Raw genomic sequence first — 18,402 nt, 5'->3', positions numbered from 1 at the left:
TGTTTAGAATTGATAGCCGAAATGTAGTTTTAGCTCGGTCCCATCTCTGAATGAGCCATCTTTATTAGTTTTTAGGTAGGATTTTCCCAAACTGATACCACCTAAGAGGCTGGCCTCGTCATATCTATTGAAGAAGTAAGTGTAAGATCCTGCGATATAGCTTTCATAACGTCCTTTAAATTTGATTCCAGATGATGGCTGATTATTCGGCGATGCGCTGAGAAGATTTGAATTTTTATAAATATAATGTTCCCAATCTAGCTCTTTTGTTCTTATAAGTAAGCCGAGGGAGTGTTTCGGGTTCAAGCTTCTTTCCCATCCAAGGGTTATTCCATACTCTTCATCAAGGTTGTCGGCCAGCCCTCCTCCGATATAAAAAGTGTCGGCCCCATAGGTGTTTGAGTACTTGATACCTAAAAGGCCTCCATATTGTGTACCTACACCAAAGCTAAGGTGGTTATTCAGATTTGCAGAGGCGAATGCGAAGGAAGGGAAAAGAATACCGGCAAAAATCACACTTTTCATAGTTCTTCCATGTTGTGTTAAAGCGATTCTATTGACCTAAGGTATTCAAGGGAAGTTCCATAGTGGTTTCTAGAGTAAGAATTTTTATAAAGGCGCTGAGAACCCTTTAGAAAATAAAAAATATTTTATTAATTGGTAGGGCAAAAAAGTAAATCAGATTGAGAGAGAAGACTGTTGACTTGATTTTTACTTGTTGGGGGTCGCCTGCCCACTCAGATGATTTGTAGTGGGCAGGCAATAAAAAGGATGATACTGCTAGAGATAGCTCTATAGGTTGATCGTTAAGCTAGCTACGGGCAGGAATGGCCTGCACAACTTTAATAAAATAATCCCAGAAGTTAGCCACACTCTGGATATGCACTCGCTCTTCGGGTGAGTGGGCGCGTCGGATAGTGGGGCCGAATGAGACCATGTCCCAGTTGGGGTATGGCTTGGCTAAAAGACCGCATTCCAGGCCGGCGTGGATGACTTTTACTTCTGCATGTTCCCCAGTCATTTCCTTGTACACTTCCCGCATCATGGCAAGTAGTGGTGATGCTGGGTTTGGCGTCCAGCCGGGGTAGGCATTGCCCAGTTTGGTTTTTGCACCGGTTAGCTCGAATATGGCGGCTACGTCGAGTCCATGGTGGTCTCGGGCGCTGTCGGAGAGGCTGCGTACCAAGCATTGCATCTTTACTTGATGTTGGCCGTTTTCTTCAACAGTTACCACTCGAGCCAAGTTGTTGGATGTATCGGCAATGCCATCCAGTGCGGTGCTCATGCGTTCTACACCGTTGGGGCAGGCGCGAATAGCACGGATTAATTTCAACTGGCTCAATTCATCCATAACGCTGCTCGGTGCTTCGGCTGCTTCCAAGCAAATCTCCAGCGCTGCTTCATTGTCGAATTCGCGTGCAATTTGCGCGCTCTCTTGCTCAACAATTTCCTGTAACTGTTTCTGTGCGTTATTCGGTACAACTAGAGTGCTGAAAGATTCCCGAGGGATGGCATTGCGCAAGCTGCCACCATCGAGACTGGCAATACGCAATTGGGGAATGCTTCGCTGAGCGGTATCAATAACACGATTGGCAATTTTATTGGCGTTACCGCGACCTTTGTCAATGTCCAGGCCGGAGTGCCCACCGCGTAGACCGCGTACAGTGAGTTTGAAAGCCTGAGCGTCAGCCATCAGAGGCTCGGCGGTGTAGGGTAAGGCGGCATTAACGTCCACTCCACCGGCACAGCCGATGTAGAGTTCTCCCTCATCCTCGGTATCGAGATTTAGTAGCAGGTCTGCTTCGAAATAACCTGGTTTAAGATTTTTCGCTCCGGTCATACCCGCTTCTTCATCAATAGTCAGCAGTGCTTCCAGGGCTGGGTGCGGGATATCTGTAGATTCCATCAGGGCGAGGATGGCAGCTACACCGATGCCGTTATCAGCCCCCAGGGTGGTGCCTTCTGCGGTTACCCACTCACCATTGATATAGGGTTTGATGGGGTCCGTCAGAAAATCGTGATCGGTATCGGCATTTTTCTGCGGCACCATATCCACATGGCTTTGCAGTGCCAGTGTCTGGCGGTTTTCCATGCCGGGGGTAGCCGGCTTCTTGATAATGACATTGCCAATTTCGTCGAGCTGAACTTCTAAGCCGCGATTCTTGGTAAATTCCACAATGTGTTCGACAACGCGGTCTTCATGCTTGGATGGGCGGGGAATTTCACAGAGTTTGGCGAAGTGTTGCCATAGCGGTTTAGGGTTCAGCTCAGCAATATTGCTCATTGGTGGCCTCGGGCATTGTTATGGGTTGGATTTATGCTCTGCGTTTAAATTGGCGCAGCTAGGGCATAACAGTAAAGAGCCCGGCGGGTGCCGGGCTCTTTGGGGTTCTGCTTGGCTTAATTCTCTATAGCCATTTCGTTTGCTGAAGTTTCAGGTAAGAGCTCCAGGGAGATGCGGCGTTTATCGACATCTACAGAGGAAACTTTAACGCTGATAGTTTGTTCCAGCTGGTAGCTCTGTTCGTTGTAGGTAAGGGTAAGGTGCTTGCCGTCAAAATTCGGCAGATTCTTTTTATCCCCATTTAGGCGAACAAATCCATCAATACCAAATTCGTCCAGGCGCACACCGAGACCGGCGCCATTGACCAGGGTGACCTTGCCGCTGAACGCCTGTCCAACCTTGTCCTGCATAAATTGGGCATAAAGCCATTGCTCGAGCGCACGATTGGCCTGGCGGCCGCGGGTCAGGCTGTCCTGTAGGGCTTCGATCTGTTCGTCACTAAGCGCTGCAGCAGGGCCGTCTTGTTGGGCGGCACGCAGTACCCGGTGGTTATGCAGGTCGTTGTATTTGCGAATGGGGGAGGTCGCAGTGGCGTAGGCTTCAAGGCCTAGACCTAGGTGCGCTCCCGCTTTGTTGTCGAGTTGGCCGGGGCGCAGCATGCGCTTCAGAACCGACAACAGGTTTTGCATCTGTGCATCGCCATGGCTTTCCAGATACTTAACCAGGGCTAGGTAATGTGGCAATTCGCCGAGGTCTTGCTCTGCATGCTCCGGTAGTAACTCTTTGAGTAGGCTGCGTACCTCACCCATGCGCTCCTCGCGAAAACCCAGGTGTACCGAGAAGCAGCCCTGTTGCAGCTCAGCCAGTTTGCCGCCAATGCTGATATTTGTGGCGAGCATGGCTTCTTCCACCATGCGCTGTGCAATATTGCGCTCCTGCTTTTCGATACGAGCGATCTTGCGCTTGTCGTCGAGGTGAATCTCGTAATCGGGGCGGTCTTCCATCGCCAGGGAGTGATTTGCACGATAGGCAGAGCGAGCTTCAAAAACGGCAGCCAGGTTGTGCAGACTTTGTTTTTGCTCTTCTGGTACGGCGGATTCGTCGCCCTCAATGAACTGGCTCACTTGGATGTAGCTCAGCTTGTGCTGGGAGCGAATCGCAGCAAATTCATAGCGGCTCTCGCCCAGGCTGCCATCAGTGTTGATATCAATATGAACCACCAGGGCCGGGCGCAGTTCTCCAGGTACCAGGGAGAACAGGTTTTCACACAGGTTACGCGGCAGCATGGGTAGGGTTTCACCGGGCAGGTATTGGCTGTGAGCGCGCTCGAACGCCTCTTTGTCCAGGGGGCTGCCGGTTTCTATCACACTGGAGGGGTCGGCGATGGCGATATGCAGGGTCCAGCCTTCGTTGCGGGTGGTGACGGCGAGGGCGTCGTCCATATCGCGGGTACTTTCCGCATCAATTGTGGCAAAGCCCAGTTCAGACAGATCCTGGCGCTCGGAGATCACTTCGGCGAGTTGAGCGCTGATTTCTTGCGCCTGGGCCTCCGCAGGTTGGCCAAACTGCTCAGGCAATTTGAATTGCGCTACTACATAAGCATGCTCAATACCGGGGATATCGGGCTTGCCAATGACCGTCTCCACTTTTGCCTGGGCGCGGCCATCTTTGAATGGGTGTCGATTGATTTTACAGGCGATAAACTCTCCCGGCTGTGCTTTACCGCGGGCCTTGGGAGGCAGGAAAATCCAGCGCGACAAGCCGTTCTGGCTGGGCTGGATAAAATGCCCCTGGCCCCGTTGGACATATTGCCCAACCAGATAGTCGAGTTGGCTTTCGATCAGTGTATCCAGCTCAGCGCTGAGCTTGCCTTTTTTCTCTTCCGTGAGGCTGACGCGGACACGATCACCTGGGAAAACCCGTTCCATCTCATTGGGAGGTAAAAAAGCCTCGCGTCCATCTTCTAGCTCCACAAAGCCAAATTTGCCGTTGCTGCCGCGAACCCGGCCCTCGGCAAACTCCTTACTGGAGCGAATATCTGTTTTCAGTTGTGAAAGTTGTTTCAGAGCGTCGGCATTCAGCATCGAGTTGATCTCTCGGGGGTCGATTTAGGCGCGGATTCTACCAGACCAGAATGAAGCGGGTAACAGGGGGCTAAAGAAGGAGAAATCATATCCGTTTGATTAAGCGCAAAGATGCCGGGTTGAAGGGGCAGTCAAGATCGATGACTGTATGGCCCAGTATATTTCCGTAGGGGTCGCTGTCCTAAAAAAAAATAATTCGTGTGAGGATTTAGCTATTACAGCGCTGTTCTGTGCAAAATATGCAAACTTTATCTGCCGAAGCTAGATATAATCTTACCCCTAAATAAAAACAGATAAGGGCTGTGGTTGTTCCCCAGCTGTAGAACCGGCCTTCCGGAGAGGAACAGTTAATGAGTATTTTTTCCCATTCCGCCTACGATAAGCACGAACAAGTGGCGTTTTACCAAGATGCTAAGAGTGGTCTCAAGGCAATTATCGCGGTACACAATACGAATTTAGGTCCCTCCCTGGGTGGCTGCCGCATGTGGCCATACGCCGATGACGGCGAGGCTCTGAATGATGTTCTGCGCCTTTCACGAGGCATGACCTACAAGTCTGCTATGGCTGGCTTGAAACTGGGTGGCGGAAAATCCGTCATTATTGGCGATCCGCGTAAGGAAAAGACTCCCGAGCTGCTGCGCGCCATGGGTGAGTTCATCAATACCCTGGGCGGCCGCTATATTACCGCAGAGGATTCCGGCACCAGTGTTGCCGACATGAGCGTAATTGGCGAGACCACCGAGTATGTGTCCGGTCTGTTCGCGGGTTCTGAATTCGGCGGTGACCCCTCTCCCTCCACTGCATATGGAGTGTTTGTCGGTCTTAAGGCTGCTGTCGAACACCGCTGGGGCAAAACCGACCTTACGGGTCTAAAGGTCTCTATCCAGGGGGTGGGCAACGTGGGCTTCCGCCTGGGTAAACTACTGAAAGATGCTGGTGCAGAACTGTTTGTGACCGATATCTTCCAGGACAATATCGACCGTGCGGTAACTGAGCTGGGTGCTATTGCCGTGACCGCAGATGAGATCTTTGATCTGGATGTTGATCTGTTTGCTCCCTGCGCTATGGGTGCCATTCTTAATGATGACACCATTTCCCGCCTGAAGGTGGGTGCTGTGGCCGGTGCAGCCAATAACCAGCTGGCCGAGGAGCGCCATGCGGCGGCTCTGCGCGAGAAAGGCATTCTGTATGCGCCAGACTATGTGATCAACGCCGGCGGCATTATTGATGTTTACTACCAGCAAAAAGGTGACTACGACGCCGCAGAGGTGAAGGCCCATATCGAAGAAATCGGCAGCACCATGAAAGAAGTGTTTGTGCGTGCAGACGAGACTGGCGAGACTACAGCGCATGTGGCCGACCGTATTGCTGAAGAACGCTTCGGACACCACTCTGTGACTGGTGATACGGAGAACAAATCCGGCACCGTGGCAGCATAACCTAATTCGGCACGGGAGATGTGCCGATGACCTGATCCCTGGCGATTGGCATCATCGCTTCTCTCTGTGATGTATTTATTTGGGCACTTTAGTGCCCATTTTTTTGTCTCAAGATTGATGTAGTGACCTGGTGCCTCATTCTGGTGTCAGGTTTTTGGTTCGTTACTGCGGAGGGCGAGCCGGTAAATGGATTGGATACTGGCCTAAACTTGCCATCCTGAATCCGCGGTTATTACTAGGGAGTGACAATATGGACTTGCGTCCAGTGTTCTTCAGTGTCGTTATCGCTACTGCTGGTCTTGCCGGCTGTAATCAGTCTACCGATGATACCCCCCACGCTCTTTCCGTGGACAAGGAAGCCGCAGCCAGCAGTAAAGATGCGGCTACGGATCAGAAAGCATTCGTACCGCCTCCTCAACTGGATATTCCCTTTCACAAGGAAGTTTTGCCTAACGGACTGACCGTTATTGTGCACGAGGATCGCAAGGCCCCGGTTGTCTCTACCAACATCTGGTACAAGGTGGGCTCCAAGGATGAGCCGAAGGGTAAAACCGGCTTTGCGCACTTATTTGAACACCTTATGTTCAATGGCAGTGAGAACTTTCCCGGCGAATACTTTGAACCCTTTCAGCGCTCCGGTGCTACCGATATGAACGGCACCACGAGTAACGATCGCACCAATTACTTTGCCACAGTTCCCAAGGGAGCTCTGGATATGGCTCTGTGGATGGAGTCTGACCGGATGGGCCACTTCCAAGGCGCTATTACCCAGGAGGTGCTGGATGAGCAGCGCGGGGTGGTTAAAAACGAGAAACGCCAGGGAGAGAATGCGCCCTACGGCAAAGCTTTTGACATTATTGCCAAAAGTACCTTCCCTGCGGATCACCCCTATTCATGGACACCTATAGGTTCCATGGAAGACCTGGATAATGCCAGCCTTGAAGATGTAAAGAAGTGGTTTGCAGATCACTATCAACCGGCCAACGCCACCCTGGTTATTGCCGGTGATATCAGTGTTGATGAGGCGATGGCCAAGGCGCGCAAATATTTTGCTGATATTCCCAGTACTAAAGTGCAACCTCGAATCAAAAACTGGGAGTTACCCACCCAGGTGAAAAAGCGCGAAGTTGTTCACGACCAGGTACCGCAAACCCGTATTTACAAGGTTTGGAATGTCCCCGCCATTGGTAGTGAGGAAGAGCATGCCCTGGAGCTGATGACTTCGCTGCTGGCAAATCGTAAAAACTCCCTTTTATATCGTCGATTGGTCCGGGATGAAAAAGTAGCGACCAGTGTGAGTGCTTTTTATTACGGTCGCCAGTTGGCAGGTCAGCTGATTATTGTGGTGGATGTAAAGCCGGGGCAGCCTGTCGATAAAGTGGAAAAACTCTTAGATAAGGAGTTGCAGCAGTTTGCTAAAAACGGCGTCAGCCCAGAAGAGTTGCGCCGGGTTAAGCAGGGTGAATTCGCCAGCCTGGTAAAAGGATTGGAAAAAACCGGTGGCTTTGGTGGTAAGAGTGATATCCTCGCCCGTTCGGAATTTTACTATGACGATCCCGGCGCTCTTCTGAAAGGTGTTGAAGAGTATGCCAAGGTTTCCGCTCGTGAGGTGCAGGATGTAGCAGAGCAGTGGCTGAAAGATGACTCTTACACTTTGATTATCCAGCCTCAGCAGCAGTTTACTGCAGCCGCCGAGGGGGCAGACCGCAGTAAGCTCCCGGAGGTGGATAAAAATGTAGAGTTGGAGTTACCTAAGCAGCAGAACTTTACCCTGAAAAATGGTCTTCGGGTTGTTTTGGCTGAGCGCCACGATACGCCGGTTGTGTTAATGAATCTGCAATTTCGCAGTGGCGCCTCAGCAGACAAAAGTAAACCCGGGCTCGCTTCAGTAGCGGCACAAATGTTGAATGAGGGTGCCGGCAATCTCGATAGTCTGGAATTTAGCGCCAGAGCTGAGGAGCTAGGGGTGAGTATTGGTGGTGGCAGTGGTTTGGATTACAACTCCATCAGCATGAGTGCCCTTAAGTCACAGTTGAAACCCTCACTGGAGTTATTTTCCAAGGTGGTTACCGAGCCCCGTTTCCCAGAGTCCGATCTCGAGCGGGTAAAGTCCAATCGCCTGGATGCTATCGCCCAGGAAAAGGCACAACCCCAGGGATTGGCACTGCGTGAGTTGCCGCCACTGCTCTTTGGTAACGAGCATCCCTATGGCGCCCCCTTGACCGGCTCTGGCACACCTGAAGGCATTAAGTCGATCACCCGCGAAGATCTGGTGAACTTCCAGAATACCTGGGTGCGTCCCGATAATGCCACTCTCACCATTGTTGGTGATGTAACAGAAAAAGAGATCGAGCCGCTGCTGAATGAAACTCTGGGTGGCTGGAAAGCGCCCAAAGAGGAGTTGCCACAAATTGATGTGGCCAAGGTGGCGCGTCCGGAAAAGGCTAGGGTTTACCTCCTGGATCGTCCAGGCGCCCAGCAAAGTTTCATCATGGCTGGATTGGTGATGCCACCTTGGCAGCCGCAGGGTGCTGAAGCTTTTGATGCGATGGCCAATACAATAGCTGGCAAGTTTACCTCGCGGGTTAATATGAACCTGCGTGAAGACAAGCATTGGTCCTACGGCGCCCGAGCGGTTTCCATGGATACGGAAGGTCAGCGGCCTTACATTCTGTTTGCCCCAGTGCAGACCGATAAAACAGCCCCGGCCATCAAGGAATTAATCAAAGAATATCAGGAGTATTTGACTAACCGCCCCATTACCGAGAAGGAGTTGGAGGACTATCGAAACGATGAAGTGCTAAAACAGAGTGCACGCTTCCAAACCAAAGGGCAGTTATTGTCCAGTATCAACTGGCAGGTGGAAAAAGGCTTGCCGGAAGATTACATTGCTGATTATCCCCAAAGGGTGGCCGCGTTGAATAAGGAGCAGGTAGAGTCCTCTGCGCAAGAGTTTCTTGCCCCAGATCAATTTACCTGGGTCATTGTTGGCGATCTGGAAAAGATTAAGGGAGAGGTTGAGGCCCTGGATATTGGTCCTGTAGAGGTATTACCCGCAAAAGATCAATAAAAAAATTGATGCCATACTAAAAACGCCCCGGTTTCTTATAAGCCGGGGCGTTTTTTATGAGCATTTAGTGGTTTTTTTCAAAACCTGATGACCTCCGCTGGGCAGTCTATTCCGAATAGTGTTTCAGAAATTTACCTCAGGCCTTGAAGCTTGGGCGCTGCTTGAGCTGCTCGCGCCAGCGGATCAGGTGGGGGTGTTTTTCGGCATCCGGACGCAGATTCTGTACTTTGCCAAAATCGAGACTGCACACCATGCTGATATCGGCTACTGAGAAATAATTTCCAACCAGAAATTCATGATCAGAGAGGTGGTCGTTTAGAGCCCCCATAAATTTTATCGCTCGTTTACCAGAATCCTCGCCGAATTCAGGATAGACATTCATGCGGTCCTTGAAAAAGCCAGAAACGTGTTGGAAGCACATTCCTACTGGAAACATTAAGTTGAAATCGGCACGGCGATTCCACATTTCCACTAGGGCTTTTTCTTTTGCATCGCGGCCAAAGAGTGCCGGCTCCGGGTGTAGTTCTTCGAAGTATCGTTGAATCGCTACGGACTCAGAGATATAAGCGCCATCATCCAGTTCCAATACGGGAACTTTCTTGTTGATATCTTTACTGCGATATTCGGGGCTGAGGTTTTCGCCCTTGGTAATATCTACATGGGTAAATTCAACTTCGATGCCTTTTTCCGCAAGATACATGCGAACTCGACGACAATTAGGGGCGCTTGCAAACTCATAGATCTTCATAGGGCTTCCTCTCGCCTCGGCGATTGCGTTAAATTGAGCAGCTGTCCATAAAAACATTACAAATCTAAAAGAGATTTACTGGTGACGACAATGACCACAAGTTCCAAGAGAGGCTGCTTCTTTCGCCGCACAGTCACGGCGCTGGCTGTTTTTGCCGGTCTGTTTTGCCAGCAGGCTACTGCTGAAGAACTCGCTATTTATGCGGGGAAACTCTTCAATAGCAGCAATGGAAAACTGTTAGAGAATCGCACGATTCATATTGTGGATGGCCGTATTGAGTCGGTACAAAAAGGGTTTGCCAAGCGGGAGCGGGAAATTCTTGTCGACTTGCGCAATTACACTGTGCTTCCAGGATTGATGGATATGCACAGCCACCTCACTTATGAGTTTGGTCCTCGTGCTTATACGGAATCTTATACCTGGAATCCGGCAGACTTCACTCTGCGCGGTGTCGATGCGGCCAGCCGTACCTTGCAGGCGGGCTTTACCACCATCCGCAATCTGGGTGATCACGATAATGTCACCGTCAGTCTGCGGCGAGCGATTGAAGCAGGCACTATTGAGGGACCGAGGATTTACACTGCGGGAAAATCTATCGCAACCACCGGTGGTCACGCCGACCCCACGAATGGTCGCCGCCATGACTTAGTAGGGAATCCTAGCCCGGCCGATGGTGTTGTGGATGGACCTATTTCCGCGCGCAAGGCGATTCGTCAGCGCTATAAGGATGGTGCCGACCTCATCAAAATCACTGCTACTGGCGGGGTGCTGAGCGTTGCAAAAAGTGGGCAAAATCCACAATTTATGCAGGATGAGTTGGAGGCAATTGTTGCCACTGCCAAAGATTATGGCTTTACCGTGGCGGTACATGCCCATGGTAAGGAAGGCATGATTCGAGCTATTCGCGCCGGTGTAAACTCCATTGAGCACGGCACTTACATGGATGAAGAGGTGATGGATCTCATGCGTAGGAACAATACTTGGTTTGTTCCGACTTTGATGGCCGGAGAGTGGGTAACTGAGAAATCTGCGATCGATGGTTTTTTACCTGAAATTGTTCGTCCCAAGGCCACCACTATGGGGCCTCTAATGCAAGAGACTTTTTCCAAGGCTTATAAACGCGGAGTTAAAATTGCCTTTGGGACCGATACCGGTGTGACCCGGCATGGAGAGAATGCGCGGGAATTTGTCTTGATGGTACAGGGGGGAATGACTCCTGCCGACGCCATCCGCTCTGCAACCTGGAATGCCGCACAATTACTGCAGATTCAAGACGAGCTTGGCAGTATCAGCGAGGGCAAACTCGCGGACATCATTGCGGTTGCAGGAAATCCTCTGGAGGATATCTCCGAATTGCAACGGGTGCAGTTTGTCATGAAGGAAGGGAAGGTTTTCAAATACCCCAGCGAGCCGGCAGTGGAGGTATTTCTGGAGCATGAGGGGGATGGTTGACAGCTGTGAGTAGAATACCGGCACCGCATAGAGTTGCGGGGCCGGTATAGAAGTAATTGATTATTTCAGCTCGAAGACCAGGTCCAAATTGACAGCTACGGTAGTCTCACCGGGGGCAATAGGGGTTGAAGCACTGTCTTTCATTGACTCCATCTGGCCCCTTAACATCATAGGTCGGGGCATACCGCCGCTACCCTGTTCAGAAATACTCACGATTCGACGAACCTTCATACCCAGTGCTTTAGCGTAAATAGTCGCGCGCTCCTGGGCATCCAATAGGGCTTTTTCGCGGGCCTCAGCTTTTACTGGTTCTGGCTCGCCAATCTCAAAGCTGGGACCGTTAATTTGGTTGGCCCCGGCGGCGGTGAGGTCATCCAGTACACCTCCCAGCTCACCCAATTTGCGCACTTTGATGTTGAGGGTATTTCGCGCAGTATAGCCGACGATTTTGGGCTTCTGATCTCTCTGATAATGGTAGCGGGGAGAAAGATTGACGCCGCTGGTTTGAATATCTTTCTTGGCAATACCGGCTTTCTTAATGGCTTTCATTAGAGTAGCCATTTGTTCGGCATTATCTTGCATGGCTTGCTTACTGTCGTCTGCCTCAGTTACCACGCCTACAGACAAATTGGCAACATCGGGAGCCTGACTTGCCTCACCTTGAGCCGCAATAGAGACCAGGGTTCCCCGTTCGGAGGGAGCCTGCCCATTTCCGCAAGCGGCGATAAGCAGAGTAAGCACTGTGATTGTCGAGAATTTTACTAACTTCATGATTTTTCCTTATCAATCGCTATGGATTTGGCATCACTCCGATGCATTAGGCGCCAAATACTATCAGTGCCTTTCTGAACCGCAGCTGAGCAAGAAGGTCAGCATAACGGATCATCGGGGAGCTGTAGACAAGCTGCTTAGTAATATTGGCTTGCCACTTGGCCGGGAAAGTGCTGCCAACTTAATCAGAGCTAAATTTCTTCTGATAAGTTTCATCTTTCTTGGTAGAAAACAAAACTCAGGAGAAGAAGGTAACGACGTCTGTTAGAAACACGTGGCTGCATTCGTTTTTAGGATGCTTAATCGCAGGCTGTATCTGGCTGTCTAAATCCAACCTCCGTAATTCTTTGAGCCAGCGCTATCGGGAGAGTAGAGATTATAAGGAAGGCTTGGAAGAAGCTCAGTCAGTGTGCTCTATTCGCCTGGAGAGGCTATCGGGGAGGCCCAATGTGTCTTTCGCGGGCGGACGGGCGAAACCACCTGCGCGGGCGATACCTGGGTTGAGCCGTACAAGACCCTCTGCCTGCACGACAGCGGCAGGGACTGGATCGACCACAGGAATCGGCAGTCTGCCAGAAATCTTTGTGGCAAGACCGGCGAGCGGTCCTCCAGCGAGGATGGCGACATCTGCCCGGTCAGTATATGCAGCTTCTTCTACGAGCTGAACCAAGCTCTCGCTAAGCTCTTCCTGTACAGTTTCGATTGATTGGAAACGCTCGCTAGGTAGGCGAATGCTGGTGAAGCGATTTTCGAGACCGGCACGCAGCACACCATCACGAAACCAGTCCGCCAAACTATCGCTAAATGTGACTATCGAGAAGCGCTGGCCAAGTGCACAAGCGGTCAGCATTGCCGCCTCGGCAACACCGATCACGGGAATGTCGAATAACTGACGCGCACCAATGAGGCCTGGGTCCCCGAATGCAGAGATGATGACTGCGTCTACCTGTGTGTGGTGTTCAGCAATTGTCTCGAGGATATCACTAGCGATAATTTCGGCCTCGACCCGGCTTGAAATATAAGGAAAGCCGATCTTGGCGGTGGTCGCTACGATTTTGGTGCGCGGAGATGCAACCCTTTGTGCGGCGCCCGCCATTAGTGACGTCATAGATTCTGTGGTATTTGGGTTGAGGAGAAGCAGCTTCATGATTAGGTCCGGACTCTCCCGTTTTTAAGATTACATCGTCCGCAAAAGTATGGATCAAAGTATTGATCAATAGAGGCTGCCGGTTGGCTTAGCCTGTTAATCAGCATAACAGCGCCTCCGAATTTATTTGGGGTGAGTCAAAAACCTGCTGATAAGTTTCATTTTCATCATGGTAGATAGCAAAGCCCAGGCGCAGCAGATGTTGGCGCCTGTCGCAAAGGACTGCTCGGGCTTTCAGCTCTTTTTGTAGCTTTTCTGAGTTTTCTGTTGTGCCGCAATCGAACGTGAAAAAGTGGCCATGGCCCTCCTTCAGGTCGTGGTGAATTAGGCGCTCCCGGTTGAGTAGCGGGTGGCTGTTTTTGTTCATTGTGTTCAGGAAGCGGCTTTGGGCATTGAGGACATAGCGGTGGATTTTATCTACGGTAATACCTTCGCGTCGGAATAGATCGAAAATGGCAAGACCTTTGTACAGGCAGGAATAATCCATAGTTGCCCCGGCAAATCTCAGCCAGTTGTCCGCATAGCTGACATGGCCACGGCGATTTTCAGGCTCCGCAATTTCGGCAAACCAGCCGGTATTTAGTGGTCGTAGGGAGCAGTTGCGAGGAATGCTCATAAAACACAGCCCTTCGCCGGCACCCAGGTACTTATACGAGCCGGCAGTAAAAAATGCTTTGTCAGCAATACCGCTCAGGTCGATTGAGCGGGCAAAAAATCCATGATAACCGTCGACTACAAACTGGGTTTGGATTGGCTTCTGCTCGACGATTCGCAATAGGTCGGGGAATACCACGCCAGAATCGAAAAATACCAGGCTGGCATAAGCCAGTTGGTAGTCTCCCGTATGCAGTTCCTGCTCAAAGCGCTCTGCCAGGGTGGAGAAGGGGTGTTTGGGTATACGGGTTACTTGTATGTTGGGCAATTCTTCCAGCCGCTGCAGCTGGCGGGTGAAGCTGTAAAATTCTCCATCTGTAGTGAGGATATACAGGGGTTCAGTGATGGGAAAGGCACTAAGTAGCCGGTAGACAAGCTCGTGGGTATTGGGGGCAATAGCTATTTGAGAAGCGTCGGGGAGGTTTAGTGTTCGCGCGACGGCACTTTGCCAGGCGGGTATTTTTTCCTGGAAAATAGGTCCCCACTTGTCATCGGCGAGCAGTGCCGCATCCTGCCAGTATTGTTGGACTGCCTCCAATGTCACATCGGGCCAGTAATGATGGGAGTGACAGGCCATGTGCAGCATGGAGGATGGGCTGCCGCTGGGTGCTTGAGAAAATGCACGATAGAATTTTTTATACATTTGCTTTTCGCCAGGCGAAGCTGAATTATTTATTATTCCGCGATTGTAGATCCTGGCAACAGGAAGGAGTAGAGGGTGAGATACCTGCACACAATGGTCCGCGTGGCCAACCTGGAAGAATCCTTAAAGTTTTACTGTGAAAAGTTGGGCTTGCAGTTGGTGCATCGCAAAGATTATGACAAAGGGCGTTTCACCTTGGTATATCTTGCGGCCCCTGAGGATGTCGATAGTGCTCGCCAGCATAAAGCGCCCACGCTGGAACTCACTTACAACTGGGATTCGGAGTCCTATAGTGGCGGGCGAAACTTCGGCCACCTGGCTTATGGAGTGAATGATATCTACGCCGTCTGCCAGAGAATGATGGATGCGGGGGTTACTATCAATCGTCCCCCTCGCGATGGCCATATGGCCTTTTTCCGTTCGCCGGACGGTATCTCAATTGAACTGTTACAAAATGGCGAGCCCCTGGAACCGAGGGAACCCTGGAAGTCGATGGAGAACAGCGGCGAGTGGTAATTGGCCCTGGCAAGGCTCTCATTTGACTTTGGCTTTTAGGTAAATTGATAAGGAATTTATGTGAAGAACCGCAGTTGCATTTTACTGGCCGGCGCCAAAGCGGCGCGTAGGGTTCGCGAGGAGGGATTACATCAAGGGCAGTTCTCAACCTTGGTGGGAGCTTCTGGGGGCCCCAAGTGGCTGGTTATCAGTCAGCTGGATCGGGTTCTTATGGGGGCTTTTTTCAAAGGTCGTAGTGAGCCTATTGCGACGCTGGGTTCATCAATCGGCAGTTTTCGTAATATGTGCTACGCCATGGAGAATCCTTTGGCGGCGCTGGAACGTCTGGAATATGGATATATTCACCAGAACTACGGCGATACCAAGCCCACCCCGGCTGAGATTACGGCGACGGGTGGCGCGATTCTACAGGAAGTGTTAGGGGAAAGTGGTGCGCGCGAGGTGGTGGAGAATCCCTTGTGGCAGAGTCACTTCGTGACAGCGCGTGGGCGTGGCCCCTTGGCAAGTGAAAAGCGAGCCATTCTGGCCCCGGCGCTCTTTACGTCTGCGTTGGTCAATGCGGTTTCCAGACATAGCCTTAAAGCCTTCTGGGAGCGCGTAGTGTTCCACTCCCGGGCCCAGGCCACTGTGAAGTTTGGCAATCTGAGTACGGCGAATGCCCCCCTCACTCCGGAGAATGTCCGTGAGGTGGTGCTCGCCAGTGGTTCTATACCACTGGTAATGGCGGGTGTGCGCAACCCCGCTGGCGCACCCTTGGGAAATTATCGCGATGGCGGGATTACAGACTACCACTTTGATTTGCGCTTCAGTCATCCACGTGGATTAGTGCTCTACCCGCATTTCTTCCCGTTTATGGTGCCCGGTTGGTTCGACAAGGGGTTGTCCTGGCGACGTGTGCGTGGCGATGCCATGATGTCGACACTACTGATCGCACCGTCGCCGGGATTTGTTGAGCAGTTACCATTTGGCAAAATCCCGGATCGCAACGACTTTTATAAGATGCCCTCGGATGAGCGTGTGCGCTATTGGAAAAAAGTGGTGGAAATGAGCCGGCAGGTGGCAGACGACTTTTATGAAATCTGGCAGACCGGCCGGGTAGCAGATCATCTTATCGAAGTGGGTTCCGATGATTTGCCCCACAAGTTGCAACAGGTTGGGGCCGCATGAAGATGGCACCGGAATTTAGCCCTCCGCAGGAGGAGTTTCGCACTACCCAGGAACGAGTGTACTTTCAGGTGCGAGATGCCATTCTACGTGGCAAGTTTTTGCCGGGGCACCCGGTCACTATCCGGGGTTTGGCGGCGGACTTGAATTGCAGCCCGATGCCTGTTCGTGAGGCCTTGCGGCGCCTGACCTCGGAGCGAGCGCTAGAGCTGTCTGATACCCGCCGTGTCACTGTGCCCACCATGACGCCAGAAAAGCTCGCAGAGATTTGTGCGGCACGGGTTGCGCTGGAGTGTCAGGCCGCAGAGCAGGCGCTGCCCTTTGTAGGACGGGGGGCCCTCGAGCGGTTACGACAGCTAGATGCTCGAGTCACTAAAGCGCTCAGAGAGAAGGATATCGAGGAGTATGTAACGGCCAATCTCGATTTCCACTTTACCCTCTATCGCCTGGGGCACCCCCATATCATCCTCTCGCTGATAGAGAGCCTATGGCTGCAAACAGCTCCCCTGCAGCACCTGGTGTTCCAGCGCTTCGGTGTACAAGAGTTGCCGGACCGCCACGAGGACCTGCTTGGTGCGATTGCCGATGGCGATGTGGCGCGAGTGCGCCTTGCTATTCGTCAGGATATTGAGGAGGGGCTCGGCTCAATTCCCGCCGAAGAATTACTCTAGGGCTTGGGCCAGCGCTTTTACAGTCATATTTATAGAAGCCCAGGCCAACAAGCCTGACCTCTTTACTCCTCCTGATAGGTCACTGTGAGAGTCTTCACGTATCCCTGTTGTAAAGGTTCTTGTTGCCGCAATTTCAGTTCAGGATTTTCTCCTAACTAAGGGTAACTGCGGTTCTGGACCCTATTGTTACCCTGAGGCATAGATAGATCTTGCGCTTCCGTCAGTCTCGCCACTAGAATGTGATCACAAATTTTGGAAGCAATACCCTGTCCGGCAAGACACGTTAATGGGCTCCGGAGGGTAGGTGATCAATTGCGGGATGACTCATTCGATGCATGCGGGCTCTCGTCCGGTGCTGTGGAGAGCCCCCAGAGCAAAGCCAGGAGCGAAATATGAACAAAAGTGAGCTGCAACAACACGACCGCGAGCACCTGCTGCACCCCTTTACTGACTTCAATGACTTGGGGCAACAGGGCACCCGGGTGATCACCAGTGCTGAAGGCGCTTATATCACCGATATCGATGGTAATCGTCTACTGGATGGTATGTCTGGTTTGTGGTGCTGCAACCTGGGTTATAGCCGTAAGGAAATTAGCGATGCAATCTATGAGCAGCTGAATACCCTGCCGTTCTATAACAGTTTCTTCCAGTGCACTACCGTGCCATCTATCGAGCTGGCAGATGCGCTGGCAGAAGTAACTCCCGCCAGTATGAGCAATGTGTTCTTCACCGGCTCCGGTTCTGAGGCGAATGACACTAATTTGCGCCTGATTCGCCGTTTCTGGGATCTGCAGGACAAGCCCGAGAAGCGCATTGTGATTTCCCGCAAAAATGGTTATCACGGTTCCACCATCGCCGGTGCCAGCCTGGGTGGCATGAGTGGTATGCACAAACAGTTCCAGCCGCTGGATTACATTGAACACGTACAGCAGCCTTACTGGTTTGCCGAGGGCGGGGAAATGTCTCCAGAGGAGTTCGGTATTCAAGCCGCGCGCAGCCTCGACGAAAAAATCCAGGAGCTGGGCCCTGAGAAAGTGGCCGCCTTTATTGCCGAACCTATCCAGGGTGCAGGTGGTGTGGTCATTCCGCCGGAAACCTACTGGCCAGAAGTGAAGAAAGTATTGGATCAATACGACATTCTGTTGGTGATGGATGAGGTGATATTCGGCTTTGGGCGCACTGGTGAATGGTTTGGTGCAGATTATTATGGTCTCAAGCCGGACCTGATGACTTTCGCCAAAGCGGTGACCAATGGTTATTTCCCTCTCGGCGGTACCATGGTAGGTGATCGCGTTGCTGATGTGATCAAGAGTAAGGGCGGGGAATTTACTCACGGCTACACCTACTCTGCGCACCCCGCGGCCTGTATGGCAGGCCTGGCCACTATTAATATCCTGCGCAATGAGAAGATTATCGAGAATGTGCGCGATGTGACTGGCCCTTACCTTGCCAAACGTTGGGCAGAGTTGGCAGAGCACCCCATCGTTGGTGAGGCGCGCAGCCTGGGTATGGTCGGCGCTTTGGAGCTTGTGAAAGACAAGGCCAGCCGCGCCCGCTTTGATGATGACTGCACTGCCGGTGGCGTATGTCGTGATCTGAGTATCAAGCACGGTTTGGTCATGCGTGCCGTGGGTGATGCCATGGTGATTGCGCCGCCACTGATTATTACCACTGAGCAGGTGGATGAGCTTGTGGAAAAAGCGCATCGCGCACTTGACGACACCGCTAAAGCTCTAGCGTAAACTCGGGGTCTAGCCCC

At 51.8% G+C, this 18,402-nt stretch carries 14 protein-coding genes; 7 read left to right on the top strand and 7 right to left on the bottom strand.

Translation table 11 applies throughout. From position 1 onward, the window contains the following. Nucleotides 1-3 precede the first annotated feature (3 nt). From MJO52_RS14370 to MJO52_RS14360, 3 genes are all read right to left on the bottom strand, one after another. Nucleotides 4-525: a hypothetical protein gene (locus tag MJO52_RS14370; RefSeq protein ID WP_252082460.1), complete on the bottom strand. Its 522-nt coding sequence runs from the start codon at nt 523-525 to the stop codon at nt 4-6. 286 nt (nt 526-811) lie between these two features. Beyond that, the gene (locus MJO52_RS14365; RefSeq protein ID WP_252082458.1) at nt 812-2,284 is read right to left on the bottom strand and encodes an aminoacyl-histidine dipeptidase; all 1,473 of its coding nucleotides are present in this window, start codon (nt 2,282-2,284) and stop codon (nt 812-814) included. A gap of 116 nt (nt 2,285-2,400) precedes the next feature. Then, a complete protein-coding gene (locus MJO52_RS14360; protein ID WP_252082456.1) occupies nt 2,401-4,368 on the bottom strand; it encodes a VacB/RNase II family 3'-5' exoribonuclease in 1,968 nt (655 codons plus the stop codon). Between the two features lie 350 nt (nt 4,369-4,718). Between MJO52_RS14360 and MJO52_RS14355 the strand changes: the two genes are divergently transcribed. Both MJO52_RS14355 and MJO52_RS14350 read left to right on the top strand, forming a co-directional pair. After that, the gene (locus tag MJO52_RS14355) at nt 4,719-5,807 is read left to right on the top strand and encodes a Glu/Leu/Phe/Val dehydrogenase dimerization domain-containing protein (RefSeq protein ID WP_252082454.1); all 1,089 of its coding nucleotides are present in this window, start codon (nt 4,719-4,721) and stop codon (nt 5,805-5,807) included. 250 nt (nt 5,808-6,057) lie between these two features. Next, on the top strand, nt 6,058-8,877 hold the full coding sequence (locus tag MJO52_RS14350) for a M16 family metallopeptidase (RefSeq protein ID WP_252082453.1): 2,820 nt from the start codon (nt 6,058-6,060) through the stop codon (nt 8,875-8,877). A 136-nt stretch (nt 8,878-9,013) separates the two neighbouring features. Here MJO52_RS14350 and MJO52_RS14345 read toward each other — a convergent pair whose 3' ends face one another. After that, nucleotides 9,014-9,625 (bottom strand): glutathione S-transferase family protein, encoded by a 612-nt coding sequence (locus tag MJO52_RS14345; RefSeq protein WP_252082433.1) that lies wholly within the window; start codon nt 9,623-9,625, stop codon nt 9,014-9,016. A 90-nt stretch (nt 9,626-9,715) separates the two neighbouring features. Between MJO52_RS14345 and MJO52_RS14340 the strand changes: the two genes are divergently transcribed. Beyond that, nucleotides 9,716-11,077: a metal-dependent hydrolase family protein gene (locus MJO52_RS14340; RefSeq protein ID WP_252082431.1), complete on the top strand. Its 1,362-nt coding sequence runs from the start codon at nt 9,716-9,718 to the stop codon at nt 11,075-11,077. A 60-nt stretch (nt 11,078-11,137) separates the two neighbouring features. On the opposite strand, the gene MJO52_RS14335 is transcribed toward MJO52_RS14340, so the two are convergent. From MJO52_RS14335 to MJO52_RS14325, 3 genes are all read right to left on the bottom strand, one after another. Continuing rightward, nucleotides 11,138-11,848 (bottom strand): SIMPL domain-containing protein, encoded by a 711-nt coding sequence (locus tag MJO52_RS14335; RefSeq protein ID WP_252082428.1) that lies wholly within the window; start codon nt 11,846-11,848, stop codon nt 11,138-11,140. Nucleotides 11,849-12,248: 400 nt separating this feature from the next. Next, complete coding sequence (locus tag MJO52_RS14330) at nt 12,249-12,995, bottom strand: aspartate/glutamate racemase family protein (protein ID WP_252082427.1); 747 nt, start codon at nt 12,993-12,995, stop codon at nt 12,249-12,251. Nucleotides 12,996-13,095: 100 nt separating this feature from the next. Continuing rightward, nucleotides 13,096-14,292, bottom strand: a complete 1,197-nt coding sequence (locus tag MJO52_RS14325) for a hypothetical protein (protein ID WP_252082425.1) — start codon at nt 14,290-14,292, stop codon at nt 13,096-13,098. Nucleotides 14,293-14,367: 75 nt separating this feature from the next. Here MJO52_RS14325 and gloA point away from each other — a divergent pair, with 75 nt between their 5' ends. From gloA to MJO52_RS14305, 4 genes are all read left to right on the top strand, one after another. Then, nucleotides 14,368-14,808: a lactoylglutathione lyase gene (gloA, locus tag MJO52_RS14320; RefSeq protein ID WP_252082423.1), complete on the top strand. Its 441-nt coding sequence runs from the start codon at nt 14,368-14,370 to the stop codon at nt 14,806-14,808. Between the two features lie 60 nt (nt 14,809-14,868). Beyond that, on the top strand, nt 14,869-15,975 hold the full coding sequence (locus MJO52_RS14315; RefSeq protein WP_252082421.1) for a hypothetical protein: 1,107 nt from the start codon (nt 14,869-14,871) through the stop codon (nt 15,973-15,975). Then, nucleotides 15,972-16,643, top strand: coding sequence for a GntR family transcriptional regulator (locus MJO52_RS14310; protein ID WP_252082419.1), 672 nt, complete (start codon nt 15,972-15,974; stop codon nt 16,641-16,643). Before MJO52_RS14315 ends, MJO52_RS14310 begins: the two co-directional genes overlap by 4 nt. Before the next feature lie 335 nt (nt 16,644-16,978). Then, a complete protein-coding gene (locus MJO52_RS14305) occupies nt 16,979-18,385 on the top strand; it encodes an aspartate aminotransferase family protein (RefSeq protein WP_286036970.1) in 1,407 nt (468 codons plus the stop codon). Nucleotides 18,386-18,402: the final 17 nt, after the last annotated feature.

Origin of the sequence: Microbulbifer variabilis, assembly GCF_023716485.1 — a bacterium.
GTDB classification, from domain to species: Bacteria; Pseudomonadota; Gammaproteobacteria; order Pseudomonadales; family Cellvibrionaceae; genus Microbulbifer; species Microbulbifer variabilis_B.
The sequence above is the reverse complement of the archived record's forward strand: the minus strand, read 5'-3'. Positions and strand labels throughout refer to the sequence as shown.